Source organism: Vibrio sp. Vb1980, assembly GCF_033338615.1.
In the GTDB taxonomy this organism is placed as follows: domain Bacteria; phylum Pseudomonadota; class Gammaproteobacteria; order Enterobacterales; family Vibrionaceae; genus Vibrio; species Vibrio alginolyticus.
Genome location: NZ_JAWOSZ010000009.1, coordinates 38,271 through 57,820, shown reverse-complemented (window position 1 = coordinate 57,820; position 19,550 = coordinate 38,271). Strand labels below are relative to the sequence as shown.

The following is a 19,550-nucleotide window of genomic DNA, read 5'->3' as shown; positions in this document are numbered from 1 at the left end:
AATATTTCTCCTTCTTTGTTGTATTTTGTTAAATCTGTGGTATAGAAATTATATAACAAAGGATTATGTAATGAACAAAACAAAAAGGATTATATTCACAACATTTTTAATAACTTTATTGTCAGGTTGTAACTTTACTGAAAAACTTAATGATGAAAGTTGTATAACTTCATTCAATGATTTGAAAGGTTCAAATGGAAATTACAGTTTATTTAAAGCTGATGGTGGTATTTGCCAATCACTAGACATTGGCGCAAGACGCAACAAAGCTGAGTATTTGAAATATGAACCATTTTCACCATATTCAGAAAATCAATTTCTTGATGAAGAAACGGCTAACAGATACAACGTTCAAGCGCAGCAAAAGTATGATTCTGCTGTTGCTAATCGTGATGATAAGAAGAAAATCTTAGGCACAAGTCTTTATACTTGGGCTTTGACTGCTCTATTAGTTATTTTTCTAATTCACAGACACTACTTTCAAAACTCTTCAGAGCAAGATAAAAACAAAAACATTAAGTTTTTCACAACGTTAGTTTGTATGATAATTTTGATTCAGTTTTTGGCTAGAAGTGATTTGCTCAATGTTTTTCAAGTTCGTGCTACCCTTGAAACGGGTAACTACCTTGCTCGATCTACAATGATTGCTGAGTTAAAAGAGTTTGAAAATACTGCTGCTAAAGGATTTACAGACCATTCAGATAATGAAGCAATACTTGATATTCTTGCACTAGCAAAAATCAACGTGTGTCTATCGAGAACTCAAAACTATCATATAGAAGAGAATCAATATGCTATGAATCTGTTTGATAGTCCTAAAGCTATTCACGATTTTTACTATAAGAAAAATGAGCCGTTCATCATCGGTCAAGAACGTGATGAAAGAAAAATCGGTTATCGCATTGGGGACGCAGGGCTGTTAGTTGGTGTTGAAATCGCTAACTGTGGCGTTGATAAATTCTCTTCGTCAAACGTATCTCAATCAACGTTTGAAAAGCTTATCGCTATAGACTTCAAGAACACTCTTCACAATGCAATTATCAGTAAGTCTTACTATGAAGGTGGTCAAAAGCTTAAAGCTGCTTATATCTCTAAATATGGCGATTCGCTTTATTCTCATTCTAATTTAAAGGAAATCTTAGATCTTTACTCTAAAGAGTATAAAAAGGGTCTGATATGGGGTTCAGTGAAAACTTCTAACGAGTATTACCGTTCTACTGTGATTGATAGCAACTTCGATAATCTGTTGTATCTTCAATCATTGAACGATCAGATAGCTAAGAACCTGTCTAAGTCTCAATGTGTTCGTCAAGGTGCGTTTGTTAAAGAAACAAACAAGCAAATCAATGACTATCTTTCAGATCAGGCTTATCAAATCACGGAGTTTGAATGTGTCGATTTTGCTGATGATACCGTTCAACCACTTAATCATGTTGCTTACATTTATGAAGACAACAAGACGCTAGTTGACCAATCTGTAACGATGTATAAAGAAGCAAGCTACCCTGTTGCACAAGAAGCAGTAGATTACCTTAAAGCTGAGTATAAGAAGGTTAATGAAGGTTATCTTAAGCTGATGGAAGGAATGTCGAATCACGAAAAGATTCTTGTTCATTACTACAATCAAGGGGCTGAAGCTCAAAGCGATTTTCTGTCTTACATCAACAAGCAATCGAACAATATGATCAGAGTTTATGCTGAATTGATAGACGTTCACAAGTTTGAATATACGCAAGCTCTACCTGATTTTACCTTAGAAGAAAATCCACCTATCGACACAACGATAAGTCAAGTAAATGCACATTTAAAACCTTTGATTGAGTCAGTTGATACAAAAACTGAGTTTGTAGCGAATGACCTTACTACGAGTATGCTTGAATACACTCTAGATGATTCTAGCTTCATCAATGACGCTGCAAATGGTGATACTCAAGCTCTTAAATCAGGTTTAACAGAATATGCCAATATCACAGTAAATCGCCTATCTAGAATGGGGAGATTTGCCTGTAATGGTGATAAAGATTCGTGCGCTGATGTTCAAGAGAATTTTGAAGGTTTCATTGAATGGAATCGAATGAGTGAAGACCTGAAAGAACTTGCAAAACCTCTTATTGTTGTTGGTCTTACTGGTTATGTATCAGGTGCAGCTTCAGAAGCATTTGTAAACTTTGGCAAGCATAAGAACAAAGATGATCATCAAGCTATCTTTGGTAAAAACTCGAAAGTTGGTGCTGTTTCAAGCTTAGTTGAAGCATTGAAAGACGGTTCTTACTTCTTGATGATTTTAGGAACTGCGCTTTATGTTCTGAGTCTGGTAATGGACGCTATTTATTACTTACCGACCATTCCTGCAACTTGGCACTTTTTAACTCAATTCTACTTCTTTGAGTTATTCAGTTTTATGTCTATTGTGTTTGTCGCTGCGGTTATGCAAACAGCTTTTACAGTTGAGAGACAAAGAAAAGCTCTGTTGTTCTTCCTGTTGTTGTATGTTTCACCAATTACATTAAGTGTGCTAGTTGCTTCTTTGAACTATTTAACCTATAAGTTTATGAAATTAATTATAAATTATATTCCAACAATTTCAGGTTTGACACTAGGAAGTGACCACGCAAATATTTTAGATCAAATAATTGATTTAATTTTTTCTCAAGTGTCGTTGTTTTTTGGAATTTTCATTCTTTCAATATTTATCATTAAGCTTACTTATTCAAGAGCTGCAAAAATGCTGAATAAACTACTTGTAGATAATTCTATTGAAGAAGGAAACAGAGTTTTAGATCAAGGTAAAAATGTTACTGCTTCAGTTGTTGGTTATAATGCAATGAAGAAAACGATGAACAAAGTTTCTCAAAACAAACAAAAACGTAAAGAGAGAGAAAAGAACAAACAAGAAAATTAATTTGTAAATTATTTATAATTGCCTTGTTGTAATATTAAAAAAATATGCTATGAATATTATAAACAGGGTTAATTATTATGAGCGAAAATCAAAACAATATTTTAAATGAAAGTAATGAAAACAAAAACAAAGAAAAGAACGGAATATTTACGACTCTTTCTTTTTTGCTGAGTAAAATCTTAATTCCTTTCACATTCATTTTCTCTCTATTGTTTAAACCTCAAGCGAAAACTTTCAAAAGAGCATATGACAAATCAAAAGATATAGATTTGAAATACAAAATAACTTTTGCAATATGCTTTGTATTTTTCTTTAGTTTGAATCTTCACGCAAACCCTAACACAAACATTCAGCTTCCGATCTTGTCTGAAATGTTTACGGTTCTTTTTCCTCACGTTTCTGATGGTTCAGTAAATGATTCATATCTATCTAATGAAGCAACTGTTTACCTTAGTTTATTGGTTGATTCGGCTGACGCTTTAGCAAAATCATTGTTTGGTTCGATCTTCTTATGGTTCACAGTTCAAGCGATTATCTCTGTTGCAGTAGATAAACAAAACATCAATACGAATGTAGTTAAAAGAGCTGTTATAGCTCTGATTTGTCTAGCTTTAATCAATGTAAGACTTGATACGGAAATTAAGTCTGACAATGGTAATCAATCATTTGTCGCTTCTCAGTCAGTCATTCCTATGTTGTTTCAAGAGTTTATGTTTGACACAATTTTAGACATTGAAAGGCACGTAACAGATTTAAACGATAACTTATACACTCTTCCATCTATTAAAGTAGTATCACCAGAAAACTTTTACTTAGAGTTTTATAACTTTACTAACACTTATCTTCTAGGTAATGAATCTACTGAAGAAGATGTTACTGAAAAAATTGATACGATCAGCATTGAATATTTAAACAATGAATATCGTGTAGAGTTTGCTATGGGCGGTTTGACGAATAAAATCACTCTTCTTTCAGTTACAGCCTTAAATGATGAAGCAAACAGATTTGTTATTGATTTAGAATCAAAAGAAAAAGAGTTTGTTAAATCATACTTTGAAGCAATGATACAACATTCTGAAAAAGTTGGTCATAAATTAGCAAACATTGAATTTACTCAATACAAAAATGAAAAGCAAACGGCTGACTTTCAAAATATTATAAATAGTTCTGGTAAGAGTTATGCTTTTGAAGGTGAGCTTTTAAGCTATTGCCCTACAATCTATGAGTATGATCTTAAAGGTAGTAATAAATATGTAGTTCATAGGTTCTTACAAGTAGCAAGTTCTTGCGCTGCAATAGAGTTTTTCAAGACACAATATCAGTCACAATTTTTTGATATAAACGAAGTTTATAGCAACACTTCAACTCTTAAAGATAGACACGTTTTGTTAGTTCCTACAAACACTTATAACGGTGTTGAAACGGCTAACAAATACACTTTTACTGAGTTAGTAGATTTGACTAAGAGACAATGTGAAAACTCTTACCTGATATGTGCTGAGTTAGTGCAAAAAATATCTAACATTAACCCTGAGTATAGAGAAAGGCTAGGAGCTTTAAACGGTCTGTTAGATGTGGTTCGTGAACCATTAGATAGAACGATAGATAGTGCTGCTGCTCTTTTAGAGTCTAGAAAATTTGAAACTTCAAAAATTGCTAATGTTTATTTTATAGACTTTGTTAATGAAAATGATTCATATGCTGATCTAGAAATTAGTCTTAACTTGAAACAAAACAAAAACGTGATTTTTGATAATTTTGGTTTGTTAGAGTTTGAACACTTGTTCGTTCCTTCACTAAAAGAAACGTTCTTGAAAATGTTTGGTAATGACCTGACAATACCCTATGAGCGTTTAGCGACCTGTCTTTATTACCCAAATCAGATTAAGAATGGGTTTCTGTGTGAAACAATCACGAATGAAGCGATAAACCTAGCTGTTTCAAACCTGCAAAGTGCTGTTGCTCTTAAGGTTGGCACTGTTGCAATGGGCGCAATACCAAAATCAAACGGTATGGGTGGCGTGGTTCTAGGTGGAGTAAACAAGTTAGCTGCTAAAGCTGGCGCACCTGCGAATGTTGCTACAGCAATCATAGTGCCTTTGATGTTCGATTCGGCTGTAAAGGAGAACCAGTATTCAACGCAAGGAACGATTCAAAGCCTGTTGTTAGGTAGTTATATAGCAAGTTTTATGAAAGTGAATCTTTCTTCTGCACTAGATTTTATATCAACATTCCTTTTCTCAAAGAGCCTTGCAACATTCACTCTGATTTACGGAATCATTATCGCTGTATGGCTTTACATCTTTTCGAGAATGTTTGAACTGATAATTGATATTTCACTGTTTTGGTTAAAAGCCTTTTCCGAAACGGTAGAACTACAAGAATATGGTATCACAGCCTTAGTTTCTGAGTTGTTTATAGAGATTATATACATTCCTATGCTTGTGATTTTTGCACTGAATTTGCCTGAGATACACGATAGAGCATTAACCTTTATCTTTGAAAGACAAATCGACTCATTAAGATTTATGAGTTTATCAATAGAAAACGTTTTAACAGGTTTAACACCTTTTCTATTCACTACATTGTTTTACATTCTGATGATGTGGGGAGCGACACAATTTTTAATAAATAAATTAGATACTACAGTTGAAAAACTGAAACAGAATACAAAATAAAATTACGAATAAATAAAAAGGAGATTTAATATGAGTAATATGAATGAAATTGAAGAATATGAGTTTGATGATGAAATCGATCAAGATTTAGAACTAAATGAAAATGATTTAGAAGCTGAAGAAGAACTTGATCTAGATGGTGTAGACCTAGAGCTTGATGAAGAAGAAATTCCTGAGAATGAAATGGTTCTTGGTTCTGTTGAAGAAAGTCCTGAAATGGCTCTTGATGATCAAGCTAAACCTAAAGTCGATGATAGTTTAGACTTTGTTTCTGAACTGGAAGACGATCTAGATTTTTCTAACAAAAATCAGGAAGAGATTACAAAAACGCTGAACAAATACAACTCAAGAGAAGAAGAGCTTGAAGCTAAAAAAGATGAATATCTTAAAAGTTTCGATATGCGTGATAACTTCTTATATAAAGATGGTAATAAAGTCATTGAACTTAAAAAGTCAAAGTTCAATAGAGCTGTAAAACAAGCGTATCTTGGTGCTTCACCTAAGCCTGACGCTATTGTAGCAGGTTTAATGTTAGTTCCTGATAAACACATCGCTAAATTCCCTCACAGTGAAGAGAATGTTCTGAACTTTAAAACTGCCTTAATGGAAATTAGAGACAAGGATCTGTTTGATTTAGATGATATTACTATCGCTAATGGAATTCACGAAGACTTTAAAAAAGCTTTAGAAGAAGTTAAGAATGATCAATTGAAATTAGGTAGAGATAACAAGCTCGATAAGCCTAAACCAAAACCTGAACAATCAAACGATCAGGATAAACCAAAACCAGAATATAAAGCGGAGTTTGGTCAGACTGAACCAGATCTAGAAGAAGCTCAAAAGAATCATAAAAAGATTTCAAATGCCTTAGAAGATACAAGAGCTGACGCTTTGCTAGATTTTCAACAAACTCTTTCTAGTGAAGAAGAAAAAGAGAAACAAAAGCAAGAACAATCACAGAATCTTGGATCTAGACAAAGGAAAAAACACGGTTCAAGTTTGAAAAGATAATTTACAAAACATTGAGACAAAAAGTTTCAATGTTTTTTATTGTTTATGTTGACAAAAAAATCTTCTTATCATAATGTTTCTCTAACGACCTACTTCATTCAGTGAGAGAAACGATATGTCACAAGTTACTTTTGATCCACGCACAATGTCACCTGAAGAACTACAAGCTCAACTAGAAAAAGCTTTAAAGATTCAAAAAGACTTTTCTGAGAAGAAAGAAAAGATCAATGAAACAGTAGAAACTCTTTTTGGTTTAACTGACGAAACAGAAATTGAGATTGCTGTAAATGAAGTTATTCAGTTTGTAACTAAACACATTGATAAAGCTGATCCAAAACTTCGTGACCGTTTAGCTGTTGTTGTAGAACGTGATGAAGAAGCGACTGATAAACCTGTTAAGAAGCGTGGTAAAAACAAGGTTACTTTCCAATTGTTACACCTTGAGAATTTCAAAACTGAAGCACCTAACCTTTACCAATACTTAGTAGAGAATGAAGACGCTAAACCGCTTGAAGAAAAGCCTGAAAAGCTAGTAGTTAGACGTAAAGCTTATTCTAAAGCTGTAAAGGTTGAAGCTGCTAAAGATAGCGATAAATCACTTTCTGATTTACTTGATCATTACGCTGAATCTCAAGCTCAATTTGAACCAGACAGTGAAGCAGTTCAAAGCCCTGAGAAACAACCTCTTTCAGCGTTTGATAACCTATAAGATTCAATATGCGTTAAGACCTATTCAGGTATAAAAAGACCGCCCTTTGTTGGCGGTTTTTTTCGTCTTAATGAAACTGGTTCATTGCTTTGGAAAGTATCGCTTTTGCTATGAAAACTGATGGGTGATAAACGTTGGCTTTGATTCGATCAAAGTTGGGGTGAGTATCGATCAAGTATGCGTCTCTTCTCAAACACCCTTCAATGACTATATCAAGACTCGCATTATTAACGTTAATCGCTTTAGGTAGCTTGTTGAACTGTTCAGCTATCTCTTGTTCAACCTCTTTGTAAAGCGCAAGGTCTTTAGTTTTAAGAGCCTTGTGAAGCCTTGCAATGTCTCTGAACTCAAGGTTTACGGTCTTAAGCTCTCTGATGTAGGCTTTTTTCAACTTAGGGTTTTGCTGTAAAATTTTCAAACATTCATTAAAGTTACTAAAGTGTTGGTTCTGTGCAACTTTCACAGAATTACGCTTGATCAGTAAATCAATCAGATCAGGTCTTCTAAGGTCTTTCAAACTTGTTAAACAACTATTCTTAATAATGTATGTAACAAGCTTCTCTCTTGCTCTTTCATAACGTGCTATTGCTATAGCAATCGCTTTTTTGTCTGACTTCCTGACTAAACATATCTCATTAGCTAATTTTTTAATGATCTTCTGTTGTTCGTTTATTGTGTTTGTATCAAGACCTAGAGCCTCATAGATAAACTCTGAATAGTTTTTATCACTAATCGAATTGTTGTCTCTTAATGCCCTTTCATAAAGATTAATTGTGTTTATTCTTTTAATCGCTTCCTTCATTTGTGTTTCTCCTTCTACGATACTTTCATTAAATCACTCCATCTTTTTTAGTCAATATTTTGAATAATCTTATATTCGATATTGAAATGACATTTATTGTTTTTTCTTTTAATTAATACAGAACTTGAATAACACTTCTATGAAGAATAACTTTCCTTGCGCCTTTCCATTGAAAATAAATACTTTAATGTTTTAATTATTTATATATATCATAGAAGGAGGTTTGTATGAATACAGACTCAAAAAGGAAAAATATAAACAAAGTCTTGAAATCAATAAAGACTTACAAAGATTATACAACTAAAAATTTCTTCTTCAATTATAAAGGTGTAACGTGGGAAGGTTTAAGAATCGCTGTAAATTATCAAAAGAATAAAATCATCGTTAAACGGTTTCCTTTGTGTTTTGAAAAAGCTTCAGAAGTTCATTACTTAAACTTTTCTAAGATACTAGATAAGTTTATTTCTCATTTAACGACAATCTACTTACTAGAAGATCTTGAAAAAGTCGATTTTGTGTTCGACAAAGAAGAAATAGAAAAGATGTATTTTCTTGAAGTTTGTGCAAACTTGAAGAAACTAAAACTACAAGTCAATGAAGTAGATACTGAAACCAACAAACCAAAAGGCTTTTTTAACAATCAAACGCTTGAAGGTTTGAAGATCACGTTTAACGTGAAAAATGGAACAATCACAGTAGTTCAATACCCTGATTGTTTTGAAGAGCTTAGAACTTCCCCTGTGGTGTATCAGAAGCTTCAAAATGCTTTCTTCAAAGCTATTGAGTCGTGTAAGACGAAAGAACGTCATAATTGCGTTCGTTTTGTGTTTAATCCTGTTCCTGTGGCTTACAACGAGAAAGAAGGTGAATCGAGTAAAAGCTTAATCGCTGACGCTGAACTGGAAAGAAGAATTGAACAAGTGAATAGTAATATCGCTTCAGCGTTTGTCTTTAAATCTAATGGTCAAGCACCTATACGCTTTAGTTACACGCCTGACAGAGCTTTTATCAACAAAGTGAAAGAGTTGCTTCACCCTAATTATGCTTCGCTTTTTGCTGATTATCACGAGTTTAATAGTGAAACGGTTTATGTTGAAACTAAGGATTTTAAGATCAATGTCTATGATAATCCTTTGATGAATGAAGCATTAACGTATCTAGTGAATCACTATGCTAAAAAAGCATATCGTTTTGAGCCTTTTGAACTTCCTGCTGTGCTTAACAAGCTTATGCTCTTGGGTTCTCCTACAGTAGATATAGAAGAACTTTCTGAACAAGTTGAAGAAGGAACTGACAAAGACAGAATTGAACAAAACTGTATGTTTGATGAAGAACTATTTATTGATCATTTTGCAAAGTTCAAAATGAAAGCTGATGTTAGGGAATTATCAGAGTTTATAATAAATAACTTTACACATAGTCAAAGTTATACACATCATAGGAACGTTGATAGAACTTTCGTGAAAGGTGATAAAAACAATCTCGAACTAGATAGAATTATAAGTTCATTCTGTGAAACGAAAAAGATCTTAAAAAGTGATTTATTTTTGCATTACTCTACCTTGAGTTATGAAGAACTAAGAAAGATTTATCTATTTATGTTCTATGAGTTTTATCATTTATACCATAAAAAGAAAATCCCTGACGATTTATTTTCAGTAAAAAAAGACAATGATAGCAATAAAAAAGCACCTAAGAAGAAAAATAAAAACTAAGAAATATTGACAAACTGAAAATAATTGCCATACTAATAGTATAAATAATATATTAGTTAAATTTAATTATATATGTTTTTTATTCAACTTTTTATTTTCTGCAAAAACTCTATGCTCCTGTAGAGTTTTTTGCTTTTTAACGTTTATACTTCCCTTTGTTTCTTTGCTTATGGTCAATCTGATTCTTGTTCTTAGATTCAATGTTGTCTCTTTGCTCTTCAAACTGCTTATAGAAAGTAGTTAGTTTCTTTTTCTTATCTTCAGAAAGGCTTTGCGCCATATCGAAAATTTTATCTTTATTATTTAAAAAGTATTCTGTATCAACCTTTCTGTTGAACTTGATTTCTTTAATATCGTGTCGTGTGACTAGATCAAGAATCTGTTCATTGATTTTCTTTTCTATAATCGCTCTATAAGGTTTATTCTTCTCGTTAGATAACAAACCAATTCCTAGACCATCAGTGAAATTATATGAACCGTTCTTTATGCGTTTTGAACAAGTGTTATGCTTTTTGTCCATCGCTGCTAATTTTGCTTTAAGCTCTTTCTGAATCATACTTTTCAGCATTTGGTCATTCTTCATCATTGGATAGTCAACAATGATGTTGTTAGCGTTCTTGTCTGTCGAAAACATCAACTTAACTTGAAGCTCTCTAAGATGTTGATAGTGACCGTTCTCGTTCACTGGATAAACCCTTAAAACTTCATCTTCCTTCAGGTTCTTGCTTTGGTCTGTAAAAACGTCTTGAAGTAGCGTAGCTGCTGCTTTTGGGTGAACATCAGACAAAGTAACTCTACAAGAATCATTAATTCCTTTAGTGACTTTCATTATTGGCTTGTTGTCCTTCTTCAACACAAAGCCATTTCGATGTTCGATCAGATCTGCACCTAGCCACTGAAGATAATTTTGATTCATTCTCTGCCTGAACAACTCATAGTCAATAAAGTTCACTTGCGATTTATCTTGAACGATATGCACTTTTGCTTTGCCATACCTGATAGACTTGGGAACGTCAGTCATATAATGGTAATCGTGAAATTCAATATCATCTTGCTCAAGCCCGAAAAGCTCTATCAGAGATTTACCGTGATATTGGTCATTAACCAATGTTGAAGACTTCAAAGCAGTTAGAGTTAAGTTCTTTCCTGATTTAAAATTATTGGAAGACATAACCAGGTAACTCATTGCTCCTTGCTTAGTTAAATCCATCAATAGACCATCTTTTTTCAATCTCCTAGCAAACACTTTAAACAACTGTTTTTTAATGCGTTTATGCTCTGAAACTGGTGATGATTCTAACTTGTCATTCATCTGTTTGATGATGTTGTCATAGTTAGATTTTACGATTTGCTCAACCTGATTAACCTTAGTGAATGAACCTTGATCAAACGCTTTACGTTCACCGTAGGATTTAAGCATTTGCTTTAGTTTTGGATCATTAAAACTCTCTATAGTAAAAATGGCTGTAGAGTTCATATAAGGGATTGTTGAACTGTTGAACGTTAGATTTACGGTCTTACCATTCGCTTTCACTTCTTTAATGCCGTTCTGAGCTAAAAGAGCTTCAAGTTGTTCAGGGTTCTCAAATCCTTTTTGGTATGTCTCTTTAACCAAGCTTTCCAGTTTTTCTAAGCACTGAGCTTCATTAAGACCTTTTGCTTTACACTCTTCAAGATAATGTTCACGTTGCTCAAGAGCATGGATTTTATCAGCACCTAGAGCAATGCCTTGAATCAGTAAGTTTTTATACTTCTTCTCGATCTTATGGTGAGCAAGCTGTTTAGCTAGAGCGAAATATCGAGGGTTCATATACCTGCCAGAAACGGGGTCAAAAGCGTGCATATAGCCGTGAATGTGAGGGTTTTCTTCACCTTCTATATGGTAGTTATCCATTGACTCAATATCTTCAATTTTAGTCTCCCCTTTGATCTTCTGGTCTTTCTTGATTTGATTGTAATAAGCACAAATCACATCATTCTTGATACGCTTCATTAGCATTTTTGCTTTGTATTCATTGCCCTTGCAATGATTAAGAATGTTCTGATATTCGCCTTGTGTAAACGTGCAGTTCAGCTTATAAGCGAAAATTTGAGTCTTATCTAAACATTCACCATATTCATCTAAATACTTTGATTTTTCGTTGCTAGGTATAACATATTTTTCATTAATATAGTTTTTCTGACGTTCTGCTTCTTCAAAACATTTTTCTTTTAGTTCTTTGGCACTAAGTTTTTTTCCTTTTGCTTTAAGCCATTGACCAAAATCTGCAAGGTTTGGATTTATGCTCATAAACATATCAGCTCGTTTATCGCATAAAAGACCTGTTTTTTTGTTCTTTACGTTGTAATAGATATGGTTTCCAAAATCTGCTGAATCATTTACATTCACTGTTTTTTTAACTGAGACTTGGCGACCTTTAGAATTTATTTCAATGTAGATCTTTTCTTCTTTTCTTACTTGATTGAAAGTATGTGCAACTTTCGTCATTTTAAATATCATAATGTTTCTCCTTCTATGATTCATCTAATCATAAAAAGGAAAACTTACAACAAAGAAAGTATAATTATAAAAATAATTAATTTTCTTTCCTTCTACGATCTGTAGAAATAAAGATTATTTAAAATAAAAACAATTAAAGTATTGACTAAATATTTTGTTGGTATATATTTTTATATAGATATTAATTATCTGTTTTTCATTATTAAGTTTGATTTAAGAATAGTATTAGAAATCCTTTGTTGTTTTGTGTGTTAATACTAAAGTAAATCGTAATTAACTCTGAACTTAGCCATTTGGTTTGATTTACTTAAACTCTACTTCGGTAGAGTTTTTCTTTTGTTCTCGTTAAATATACATTATCAACCTGAACATATAATTGACATTTATTTTATATATTGTAGTTTTTATAATATAACAAATAAAAAGGAGTTAATTATGACAAAGAAAGAATTACACATTTACTTAATGAAAGAGATAATGAATACATTTTCTTTAATACCAAAAAAAGCAAGGCAAAAAGAAATAGCAAAGATTTTAGGTATCTCTCAACCAAGAGTTAGTGAGTTAAGCAGACCTGAAGAATTTCATTACAAGTTTTCTATAGATAAACTACTAAGTTTTATGGAGACTCTAAATATTCAAACTTCTATGACGGTTTCAAAAGTTAACGCACGTAAACAAGTTAAGAGACAAATAGAAGAATTAAGAAGTGAAAAAGCTCTAATCAGATAGAGCTTTTCTTTTGCCCTATCGCACCTCAAAGCCTCATTTTCACTTGATCAGTCGTTTGGTTTGGTTCAAACTCCAATACTGTATGTTTAACCAGTATAGACCTTATGCAAGTAATACCAATAACGGCTAGTGCAGGGATTTCAGGATTCTCTTCGTTTGAATCGCCCGCAGCAGAATACTCACAACTCGATCTTTCACTAGATGAACTTCTTGTTGAACGTCCTAGTTCAACGTTCTTAGGTTTGGCTAGTGGTGATAGTATGATTGAAGTGGGTATCTTTGATGGTGATTTGCTTATCGTTGATAGATTCCCTGTAGCCCAAAATAACGATGTGATTGTCGCAAACCTTAACGGTGAGTTTATCTGTAAAATCATAGATATGAACAATCGTCAGCTCTTATCGGCAAATCCCAAATATGGCTCTTTTCACATCACTGAGAACGACACGTTCACCATTGAAGGTGTTGTAATAGGATCAGTTCGTATGTTCAAAAAAAGATATTTAATGAGTTCTTAACCGTGTTTGCACTTGTTGACGCTAATAGCTTTTACTGTAGCTGTGAAGCGGTTTTTAGACCTGATTACCGTGATAAGCCTATCGTTGTTCTGAGTAACAATGATGGGGTTATAGTCGCTGCAAATCGTAAAGCGAAAGAATCAGGTATTCCAAAATTTTCACCTTACTTCAAGGTTAAGGCTTTATGCGAACAGAAAGGCGTTGTCGTTTGTTCGTCAAATTATGAGCTTTATGCTGATTTATCTTCCAAGATGATGAATGTGATTGGTCGCTTTGCGCCTGACCAATACATTTATAGTATTGATGAATCATTCCTTTCTTTTGATAGAGTAAGTAAAGCTATTCCTGACCTTAGAGAACATGCTCTAAACCTTCGTAAAACGGTATGGAAAGAAACTCGTTTACCTGTTTGTGTGGGTATTGGAAACACTCTCACTCTGAGTAAAATTGCTAATAATTTTGCTAAGAAAAGACCTGATCTAAATGGTGTTTGTGTCTTAAAAACCGAAGAGCAAATCAACAATGCTCTGAGTAATTTAGAAGCGTCTGACGTTTGGGGTATTGGTAAACGTCTAGCAACTCATTTTAAGCATTTAGGCGTTAATACTGCCCTTCAATTGAAGAACTACCCTGTAGGGTTAGCACGTAAAAACTTCAACGTTGATGTTGAGAGAATCGTTAGAGAGTTAAACGGTGAACGTTGTAAATCGTGGGACAATGTTCAGCAAGATAAGAAGCAAATTTTTTCTACTCGATCTGTTGGTGAACGTATTGAATCGCTCGATGAATTGGTTCAAGCGTTAAGCCAACACGCTAACATTGCTTCACGCAAAGCACGTAATCAAAAGTCATTATGTAAAGTAATGCTGTGTTTCGCTGCTAGTTCTTCTTATGACGATAAACCTGTCAGTCATAAAGCAATACATAGATTTGCTTACCCTACTTCGGACGTTCATCAAATCACCTCTGCGTGTGTGAGAATGGCGAAAGAGATTTTTAGGGAAAATGTTCGTTACTATAAAATTGGTGTAGGTCTGTTGGATCTAGTCGATGGAAGGAATGAACAACCTGACTTGTTTAACCCTGAACCCAACAACGAAAAGCTTATGAATGTGTTTGATAAGCTCAATGATAAGTATGGTCGTGACACTGTGTTTCTCGGTTCACAAGGCACACAAAAGAAATGGGAAATGAGAAGAGAGCTGTTAAGTCCTCAATACACAACCAATTGGAAACACATTCCTGTGATTAGCTGTAAATGAAAAAAGCCACTGTTTAAGCGGCTTTTCCTAAGTTTTATTAGTCATAAAACATGCTCTTTATCTTTTGAACTTACGTTTTGCTTTAACGTCCTGATCTAAAGTGTTATCGACTTCGTTTTTGTTCAATGCTTTTTTAGATGATTCTAATATTTCATCTTTATTAGCGTAATGATTTGCTTTAGAAAGATCAGTCATTCTTTCTAAAAGTGAGTCTTTTGAAGTATGACTGTCTGAAGCGATTTTTTTAAGAGTTGCTGAATTAACTACATCAACCTTGTTTTCTTTATCAATAACAATTAAAACACTATCTTTTCCATTTTTACTTTGAAAAGATGTGATTAACTTATCATCTATGATTTTCGCTTCTTTCAGCTCTACAGGAATGTTAAGCTCTTCTTCGTTGTCGATTTGTCTAGATAAAAATTCATTTTTCGTTTTATCAATGACTTGCTCTTCAACTGCGTCTTTATATTTACTTACATACTCAACGACTTTTGGATCATCATACTCAAGTCCAAACCTATCAGCGATTTCTTCTCTTAAAGCATCGTCTTCTTCGTCATTAATATAATAATTAAAGCCGAACCATTCACCTTCATCAGAATGACCGTCACAAGAAACGGTAAAGGTAATGTCATTCCCTTCATCTTCAAAAGTAATCATTGCTGAAACTCTTTCTTCTGCGAAAGTCTGTAATGTATTACCATTATTTTCAGGGCAATAAGCATATTTCTTATATTCAGTATCAATTGTTTCAATTTGAAAATCTTGCTCTTTAATATTATTTATTTTTACGTCCATAATTTTCCTCTCTATTGTTATTTATGGTTAATTTAACAAATATAATATTTCAATTCAATCAAAATATTATTATGCTATTTTCATTTTATTTCGTTTTTCTTTTTTATTTGATTGAATCATTTTCATTTTTTCTTCTGCTTTATACTTCGAATCTTCAATGATTGAATCTTTGTTTAGATAAAAATTCGCTATAGCAACATCAGTTAGTTTTGATACTGTAGAATCTGCTGAACAATTATTATCTTTACAGATTTGATTTAATGTCGATTGATTTACTACATCAACATTGTTTTCAGTGTCAATTATCAGTAAAACGCTCTTATCAGAGTTTTTGCTTTGAAAAGCTGTGATTAGCTTATCTTCAAAGATAAGTGCTTCTTTAAGCCTTACAGGAACATCTATCTCAATACCATAGTTTTGATGATGTGCTAGAAAGTAGAACTTTGTTAGCTCTTCCATATCGTTTTTACTCGCTCTAAGGTAAGAATTGAAAAACTTATCGTGTGTTTCATAGTCAAACTCTTTCAAACCATAAGATTTGATTAGAGATTGTCTAAAAGCTTCTTTATCAGCAAGTTCAACACTTGATTGAATCCATTCTTTACCCTTTCCTTTTTGAACTGTGCATTTGACTTCAAACTCTATTTCATTTTGTGTATCAACAAAATTAGTGAAAAGAGTAAAGGAAACTTCAGATCTGTCTTCAACCTTTTGCTTTTGTGTTTCTTCATCTAAAACTAATTCAAAATCTTCGTGTTCTTCAACTATCTGGTCGTGCGGCTCTTTACGTATTAAAAAGACTTTATTAAACATTTTAACTACTCCTAATTATCCATTTGTCTATATAAATTTATTACCACATACAAAGCATTACACAAGGCTATTAAATAAATTATTTTTTGCATAAACAAATATTGGTGATATATCTATATTTATCATAGAGGGAGAAATTATTATGACAGAAAAAAAGTTTGATAGAATTAGCGTAAAAGAGATAGATAGAAAACTGTTAAAGAGTCTTATCAATTCAAAAAACAAAGTTCAAAACAATGCAGTTTGTTCAATTTGGTTTCTTGAACTTATCGGAATTTCAAACTATTTCATTTATAAGTATTGTAGAGTGTTTAAGATAAAGAAAAAGTATAATGCGTATGAAAGACACAGATATGATTTAAACGCTGTTTTGAATTACTATGAAGAACACTTCAAGAAAACTTTTTCATTCACAGTAGAAGAAACAAACAATCTATATCATCTGAAAATCGAAAAAAAAGAAACTCCATAAAGGAGTTTTCTTTTTATCTTTGACACTCTATAAGTTGAGTTTCTTTACTACTTACCAGAAACGCTTTTAACTCTTCTAGTTGCTTGTTGTATGCCCTATCTAAGTCATTTCTTAACACTGGTGACTTGATACCCTCATAATCGTTACTAATTCCTGTATAGACTTCATCTAACGCTGCTTTCTTGCTTTTTATACACTCTGATAAAATAATATTATTTTGATAGTCGTCAATTGCATAACTTGCCATTGAACCTGCAATAAACACACTTACTAAACCTACTAGAACTTTCTTTAAACCATTTTTGTTTTTCATCATTAACTCCGTTGAATATTTCATAATTATTTGAATAGCTTATATTTTGATTTATTCAAGGGTTTTATTTCTTGTTTAAGTCGTGGATAGCTACTTTCCCTTTAATGAAAGCAAATAATATTTTTGAAATAATATTATTTCTCTAGAAAAATAATATTATATTTATAAAAAAATAATATTATTTTTTATGTCTATTGTAATATTAAAATTATATGCTCTACTAGATAATATGCTAAACACAAAAATCAAAAAGGAGATTTACTATGAGCATAAATAATAATGAAAAAAGAAAAGGAATGAGTAACATAGGCGTGGTGATGTTTGGGGTAGTTGGATTAACATTATTCTCAATCACTCAAATACTAAGATTAGGCGATTTTGCACTTATACCTTTAGAACTACAAAAGGTTGTAATTTTAGCTTCTACAATTACTGTTCCACTGATTCTAGGAAAAGTGATAGATATTCTATTGAAAGAGAACGAAAGATTAACTAACGAAAATTCATTGAACAAAAAGCTTGCTGATAAAGTTCAAAGAGAACTTGATTTTGAAGAATTAGAAAATGAGTAATATTGTTATGGAAGAAAGGTATTACTTAATAAAGATTCTAAGCGAAAAACTAAAATATTTAACTCTGTTGAAGATCTTAAATTGATGAAGCATTTAGTTGAAAAAGCGAAAGAATCTAACCCTGAAGCTCAAATGTTTTTGAAAAGCAGAGAAAGAAATGATTAATGATAATTTTCAGAATGTAAAAAACCACTCTTTTGAGTGGTTTTGTTTTGTGCGTTAAGCACTTAGTTTAGCTCGTTTTGTTTGCTTCTGCTCTAGCTGCTGAGAAACGTCCTGTTTCTGTTCTGCTTTTGCCTTTAAACGCTCATGTTCCTGAGCTTGTAGAACTACTCGATTCGTTTCAAAGCTTAAAACTGTATGCTCTTTCAGATCAGATTTAAGTGCTGCGCTATACTCTGATATTGATTTAGAACCACAATGATTTTTTGCAAAGTCTGTTAAGTGTTTTTCGTTAATAAACGTGTCTTTATCAAGGTCTTTAAGATCTACCTCCACAATGAAGCTTTTATCAGGTTCATTAGCTGAACGATACGTTTGATAAACAGTATCGCCAGTGATTCTAAGATCTGTTGCTTCAAGTGAATTAGGAAGTTTTTGCTCAAGCTCTAGTTTTTGCTTTAGCTCGTATGCCTCTAAATCATTGATTATCACGTTTGCTCGTTTTTCTGACTCTTTGAAGCACTTATATAGCTCTTCTGGATTATCACCACAGTAGTTTTTAGCCCAACCACCCATATACTTACAGTGTTGAGAAAAAGACTGAATACCATAATGAGCACAAACAATCATTGCAGTTCCTTCAGCTACAACTTCTTCTTTCGAGTATGACTTTTCATAGTCTTTATGTGTTGATGGAAGAAATTCAACACCAAATTGTTTAGCTTTTGAATGACCTCCCTCATGAGAGGCTATGCTGAATCTCGATTCAGGGTTGTAAAACTGTTCTGGTAAAGGCAAAACTATGTGATGTTTACTTGGTGAGTAATACGCTGAGTTAGATTCTCTCTCATAGACAGGTAAACCAAGAGAAGCGATTAGATTATCAGTTCGCTGTGTAATATAAGCATTTTCTAATTCTTCACTCATTTTGACTGAATCAATGTTGAAATCAGGATCATTATCAAAGTGTTTAGCGTCAATGAATGGTCTTAAATGCTCCATTGGAAGAGCTTTACCTGAGTAAGCTATTACAGAGGTTGTTTCAATTCCTTCTTCAGACCTTTGCTTGTCAGACATTTTTCGTATTTCTGTGTATCTTTTACCATTGTAGATAGGTAGTTTCTTATCACTTCCTTCGGGTGCTTCCCAATAAACGGGAACTGCCCTATACACTGATTCTTTGTGAACATCTTTCAATATCTGTTTTGCGTTAGAACCTTCAGGTAGATTCTCAAGGTTTTCTATGATCAAACCTTCTGCATTTTTAAACGAAATCCATTTGTTTACAACAAGTCCCAATTCTTCAGCTACAACACTAAGATTCAGAAGATTTATACCAGAATAAAATTCAGTATCACCTTCTTTATAAGAATATTTTTTTGGTTTGGTGAATCTTCCTTTTCTTTTGTTAAAACCAATATCTAATTCTTCAGGGTTAAAAGCGTCATTGCTAGAAGTGATAAAATCAATCATTCGTTCACCCAATTCTTTTTTGTAACGCTTATCTCTTTCAAATGGTGTTTCTTTGCTTTTATTAGCTTTCTTTTTATATGCCATATCTAAACTCCTTTTTATTAGTTAGATATTA

16 protein-coding genes are annotated in these 19,550 nt (G+C 32.8%); 10 read left to right on the top strand and 6 right to left on the bottom strand.

Annotation, left to right across the window (positions count from 1 at the left end; all coding sequences use genetic code 11):
• Window positions 1-70: 70 nt before the first annotated feature.
• The 4 genes from R7F64_RS14745 (at window position 71) to R7F64_RS14730 (ending at window position 7,300) form a co-directional block, all read left to right on the top strand.
• On the top strand, window positions 71-2,902 hold the full coding sequence (locus tag R7F64_RS14745) for a hypothetical protein (RefSeq protein ID WP_318071858.1): 2,832 nt from the start codon (window positions 71-73) through the stop codon (window positions 2,900-2,902).
• A gap of 77 nt (window positions 2,903-2,979) precedes the next feature.
• Complete coding sequence (locus R7F64_RS14740; RefSeq protein WP_318071857.1) at window positions 2,980-5,580, top strand: hypothetical protein; 2,601 nt, start codon at window positions 2,980-2,982, stop codon at window positions 5,578-5,580.
• A gap of 30 nt (window positions 5,581-5,610) precedes the next feature.
• Window positions 5,611-6,591 (top strand): hypothetical protein, encoded by a 981-nt coding sequence (locus R7F64_RS14735; protein WP_318071856.1) that lies wholly within the window; start codon window positions 5,611-5,613, stop codon window positions 6,589-6,591.
• Between the two features lie 115 nt (window positions 6,592-6,706).
• Window positions 6,707-7,300 (top strand): hypothetical protein, encoded by a 594-nt coding sequence (locus tag R7F64_RS14730; RefSeq protein ID WP_318071855.1) that lies wholly within the window; start codon window positions 6,707-6,709, stop codon window positions 7,298-7,300.
• 67 nt (window positions 7,301-7,367) lie between these two features.
• On the opposite strand, the gene R7F64_RS14725 is transcribed toward R7F64_RS14730, so the two are convergent.
• Window positions 7,368-8,102 carry a hypothetical protein gene (locus tag R7F64_RS14725; protein ID WP_318071854.1) on the bottom strand — a complete coding sequence of 245 codons (735 nt, stop codon included), beginning with the start codon at window positions 8,100-8,102 and terminating at the stop codon, window positions 7,368-7,370.
• A gap of 227 nt (window positions 8,103-8,329) precedes the next feature.
• Here R7F64_RS14725 and R7F64_RS14720 point away from each other — a divergent pair, with 227 nt between their 5' ends.
• Window positions 8,330-9,817, top strand: a complete 1,488-nt coding sequence (locus R7F64_RS14720) for a hypothetical protein (RefSeq protein ID WP_318071853.1) — start codon at window positions 8,330-8,332, stop codon at window positions 9,815-9,817.
• Between the two features lie 136 nt (window positions 9,818-9,953).
• On the opposite strand, the gene R7F64_RS14715 is transcribed toward R7F64_RS14720, so the two are convergent.
• The gene (locus R7F64_RS14715) at window positions 9,954-12,317 is read right to left on the bottom strand and encodes a hypothetical protein (protein WP_318071852.1); all 2,364 of its coding nucleotides are present in this window, start codon (window positions 12,315-12,317) and stop codon (window positions 9,954-9,956) included.
• 435 nt (window positions 12,318-12,752) lie between these two features.
• Between R7F64_RS14715 and R7F64_RS14710 the strand changes: the two genes are divergently transcribed.
• From R7F64_RS14710 to R7F64_RS14700, 3 genes are all read left to right on the top strand, one after another.
• Window positions 12,753-13,049, top strand: a complete 297-nt coding sequence (locus tag R7F64_RS14710) for an XRE family transcriptional regulator (protein WP_318071851.1) — start codon at window positions 12,753-12,755, stop codon at window positions 13,047-13,049.
• Between the two features lie 104 nt (window positions 13,050-13,153).
• Complete coding sequence (locus tag R7F64_RS14705) at window positions 13,154-13,567, top strand: LexA family protein (RefSeq protein ID WP_318071850.1); 414 nt, start codon at window positions 13,154-13,156, stop codon at window positions 13,565-13,567.
• Between the two features lie 2 nt (window positions 13,568-13,569).
• Window positions 13,570-14,829, top strand: coding sequence for a Y-family DNA polymerase (locus R7F64_RS14700; protein WP_318071849.1), 1,260 nt, complete (start codon window positions 13,570-13,572; stop codon window positions 14,827-14,829).
• A 57-nt stretch (window positions 14,830-14,886) separates the two neighbouring features.
• Here the strand turns inward: R7F64_RS14700 and R7F64_RS14695 are convergent, their stop codons facing one another.
• Both R7F64_RS14695 and R7F64_RS14690 read right to left on the bottom strand, forming a co-directional pair.
• Entirely contained in the window at window positions 14,887-15,630 is a 744-nt protein-coding gene (locus R7F64_RS14695) for a hypothetical protein (protein WP_318071848.1), read from the bottom strand.
• Window positions 15,631-15,699: 69 nt separating this feature from the next.
• On the bottom strand, window positions 15,700-16,443 hold the full coding sequence (locus R7F64_RS14690; RefSeq protein ID WP_318071847.1) for a hypothetical protein: 744 nt from the start codon (window positions 16,441-16,443) through the stop codon (window positions 15,700-15,702).
• A 142-nt stretch (window positions 16,444-16,585) separates the two neighbouring features.
• Here R7F64_RS14690 and R7F64_RS14685 point away from each other — a divergent pair, with 142 nt between their 5' ends.
• On the top strand, window positions 16,586-16,915 hold the full coding sequence (locus tag R7F64_RS14685) for a hypothetical protein (protein WP_318071846.1): 330 nt from the start codon (window positions 16,586-16,588) through the stop codon (window positions 16,913-16,915).
• 13 nt (window positions 16,916-16,928) lie between these two features.
• On the opposite strand, the gene R7F64_RS14680 is transcribed toward R7F64_RS14685, so the two are convergent.
• Window positions 16,929-17,231, bottom strand: coding sequence for a hypothetical protein (locus tag R7F64_RS14680; protein ID WP_318071845.1), 303 nt, complete (start codon window positions 17,229-17,231; stop codon window positions 16,929-16,931).
• 260 nt (window positions 17,232-17,491) lie between these two features.
• Between R7F64_RS14680 and R7F64_RS14675 the strand changes: the two genes are divergently transcribed.
• The gene (locus R7F64_RS14675; RefSeq protein WP_102370957.1) at window positions 17,492-17,800 is read left to right on the top strand and encodes a hypothetical protein; all 309 of its coding nucleotides are present in this window, start codon (window positions 17,492-17,494) and stop codon (window positions 17,798-17,800) included.
• Window positions 17,801-18,019: 219 nt separating this feature from the next.
• On the opposite strand, the gene R7F64_RS14670 is transcribed toward R7F64_RS14675, so the two are convergent.
• Window positions 18,020-19,519, bottom strand: a complete 1,500-nt coding sequence (locus R7F64_RS14670; RefSeq protein WP_102370956.1) for a zincin-like metallopeptidase domain-containing protein — start codon at window positions 19,517-19,519, stop codon at window positions 18,020-18,022.
• Window positions 19,520-19,550 lie beyond the last annotated feature (31 nt).

Coding starts and splice junctions, on each gene's coding strand:
- R7F64_RS14730 (WP_318071855.1), top strand. CDS start 6,707: ATGTCACAAGTTACTTTTGATCCACGCACAATGTCACCTGAAGAACTA.
- R7F64_RS14740 (WP_318071857.1), top strand. CDS start 2,980: ATGAGCGAAAATCAAAACAATATTTTAAATGAAAGTAATGAAAACAAA.
- R7F64_RS14745 (WP_318071858.1), top strand. CDS start 71: ATGAACAAAACAAAAAGGATTATATTCACAACATTTTTAATAACTTTA.
- R7F64_RS14725 (WP_318071854.1), bottom strand. CDS start 8,102: ATGAAGGAAGCGATTAAAAGAATAAACACAATTAATCTTTATGAAAGG.
- R7F64_RS14710 (WP_318071851.1), top strand. CDS start 12,753: ATGACAAAGAAAGAATTACACATTTACTTAATGAAAGAGATAATGAAT.
- R7F64_RS14685 (WP_318071846.1), top strand. CDS start 16,586: ATGACAGAAAAAAAGTTTGATAGAATTAGCGTAAAAGAGATAGATAGA.
- R7F64_RS14680 (WP_318071845.1), bottom strand. CDS start 17,231: ATGATGAAAAACAAAAATGGTTTAAAGAAAGTTCTAGTAGGTTTAGTA.
- R7F64_RS14715 (WP_318071852.1), bottom strand. CDS start 12,317: ATGATATTTAAAATGACGAAAGTTGCACATACTTTCAATCAAGTAAGA.
- R7F64_RS14735 (WP_318071856.1), top strand. CDS start 5,611: ATGAGTAATATGAATGAAATTGAAGAATATGAGTTTGATGATGAAATC.
- R7F64_RS14670 (WP_102370956.1), bottom strand. CDS start 19,519: ATGGCATATAAAAAGAAAGCTAATAAAAGCAAAGAAACACCATTTGAA.
- R7F64_RS14690 (WP_318071847.1), bottom strand. CDS start 16,443: ATGTTTAATAAAGTCTTTTTAATACGTAAAGAGCCGCACGACCAGATA.
- R7F64_RS14720 (WP_318071853.1), top strand. CDS start 8,330: ATGAATACAGACTCAAAAAGGAAAAATATAAACAAAGTCTTGAAATCA.
- R7F64_RS14705 (WP_318071850.1), top strand. CDS start 13,154: ATGCAAGTAATACCAATAACGGCTAGTGCAGGGATTTCAGGATTCTCT.
- R7F64_RS14675 (WP_102370957.1), top strand. CDS start 17,492: ATGAGCATAAATAATAATGAAAAAAGAAAAGGAATGAGTAACATAGGC.
- R7F64_RS14695 (WP_318071848.1), bottom strand. CDS start 15,630: ATGGACGTAAAAATAAATAATATTAAAGAGCAAGATTTTCAAATTGAA.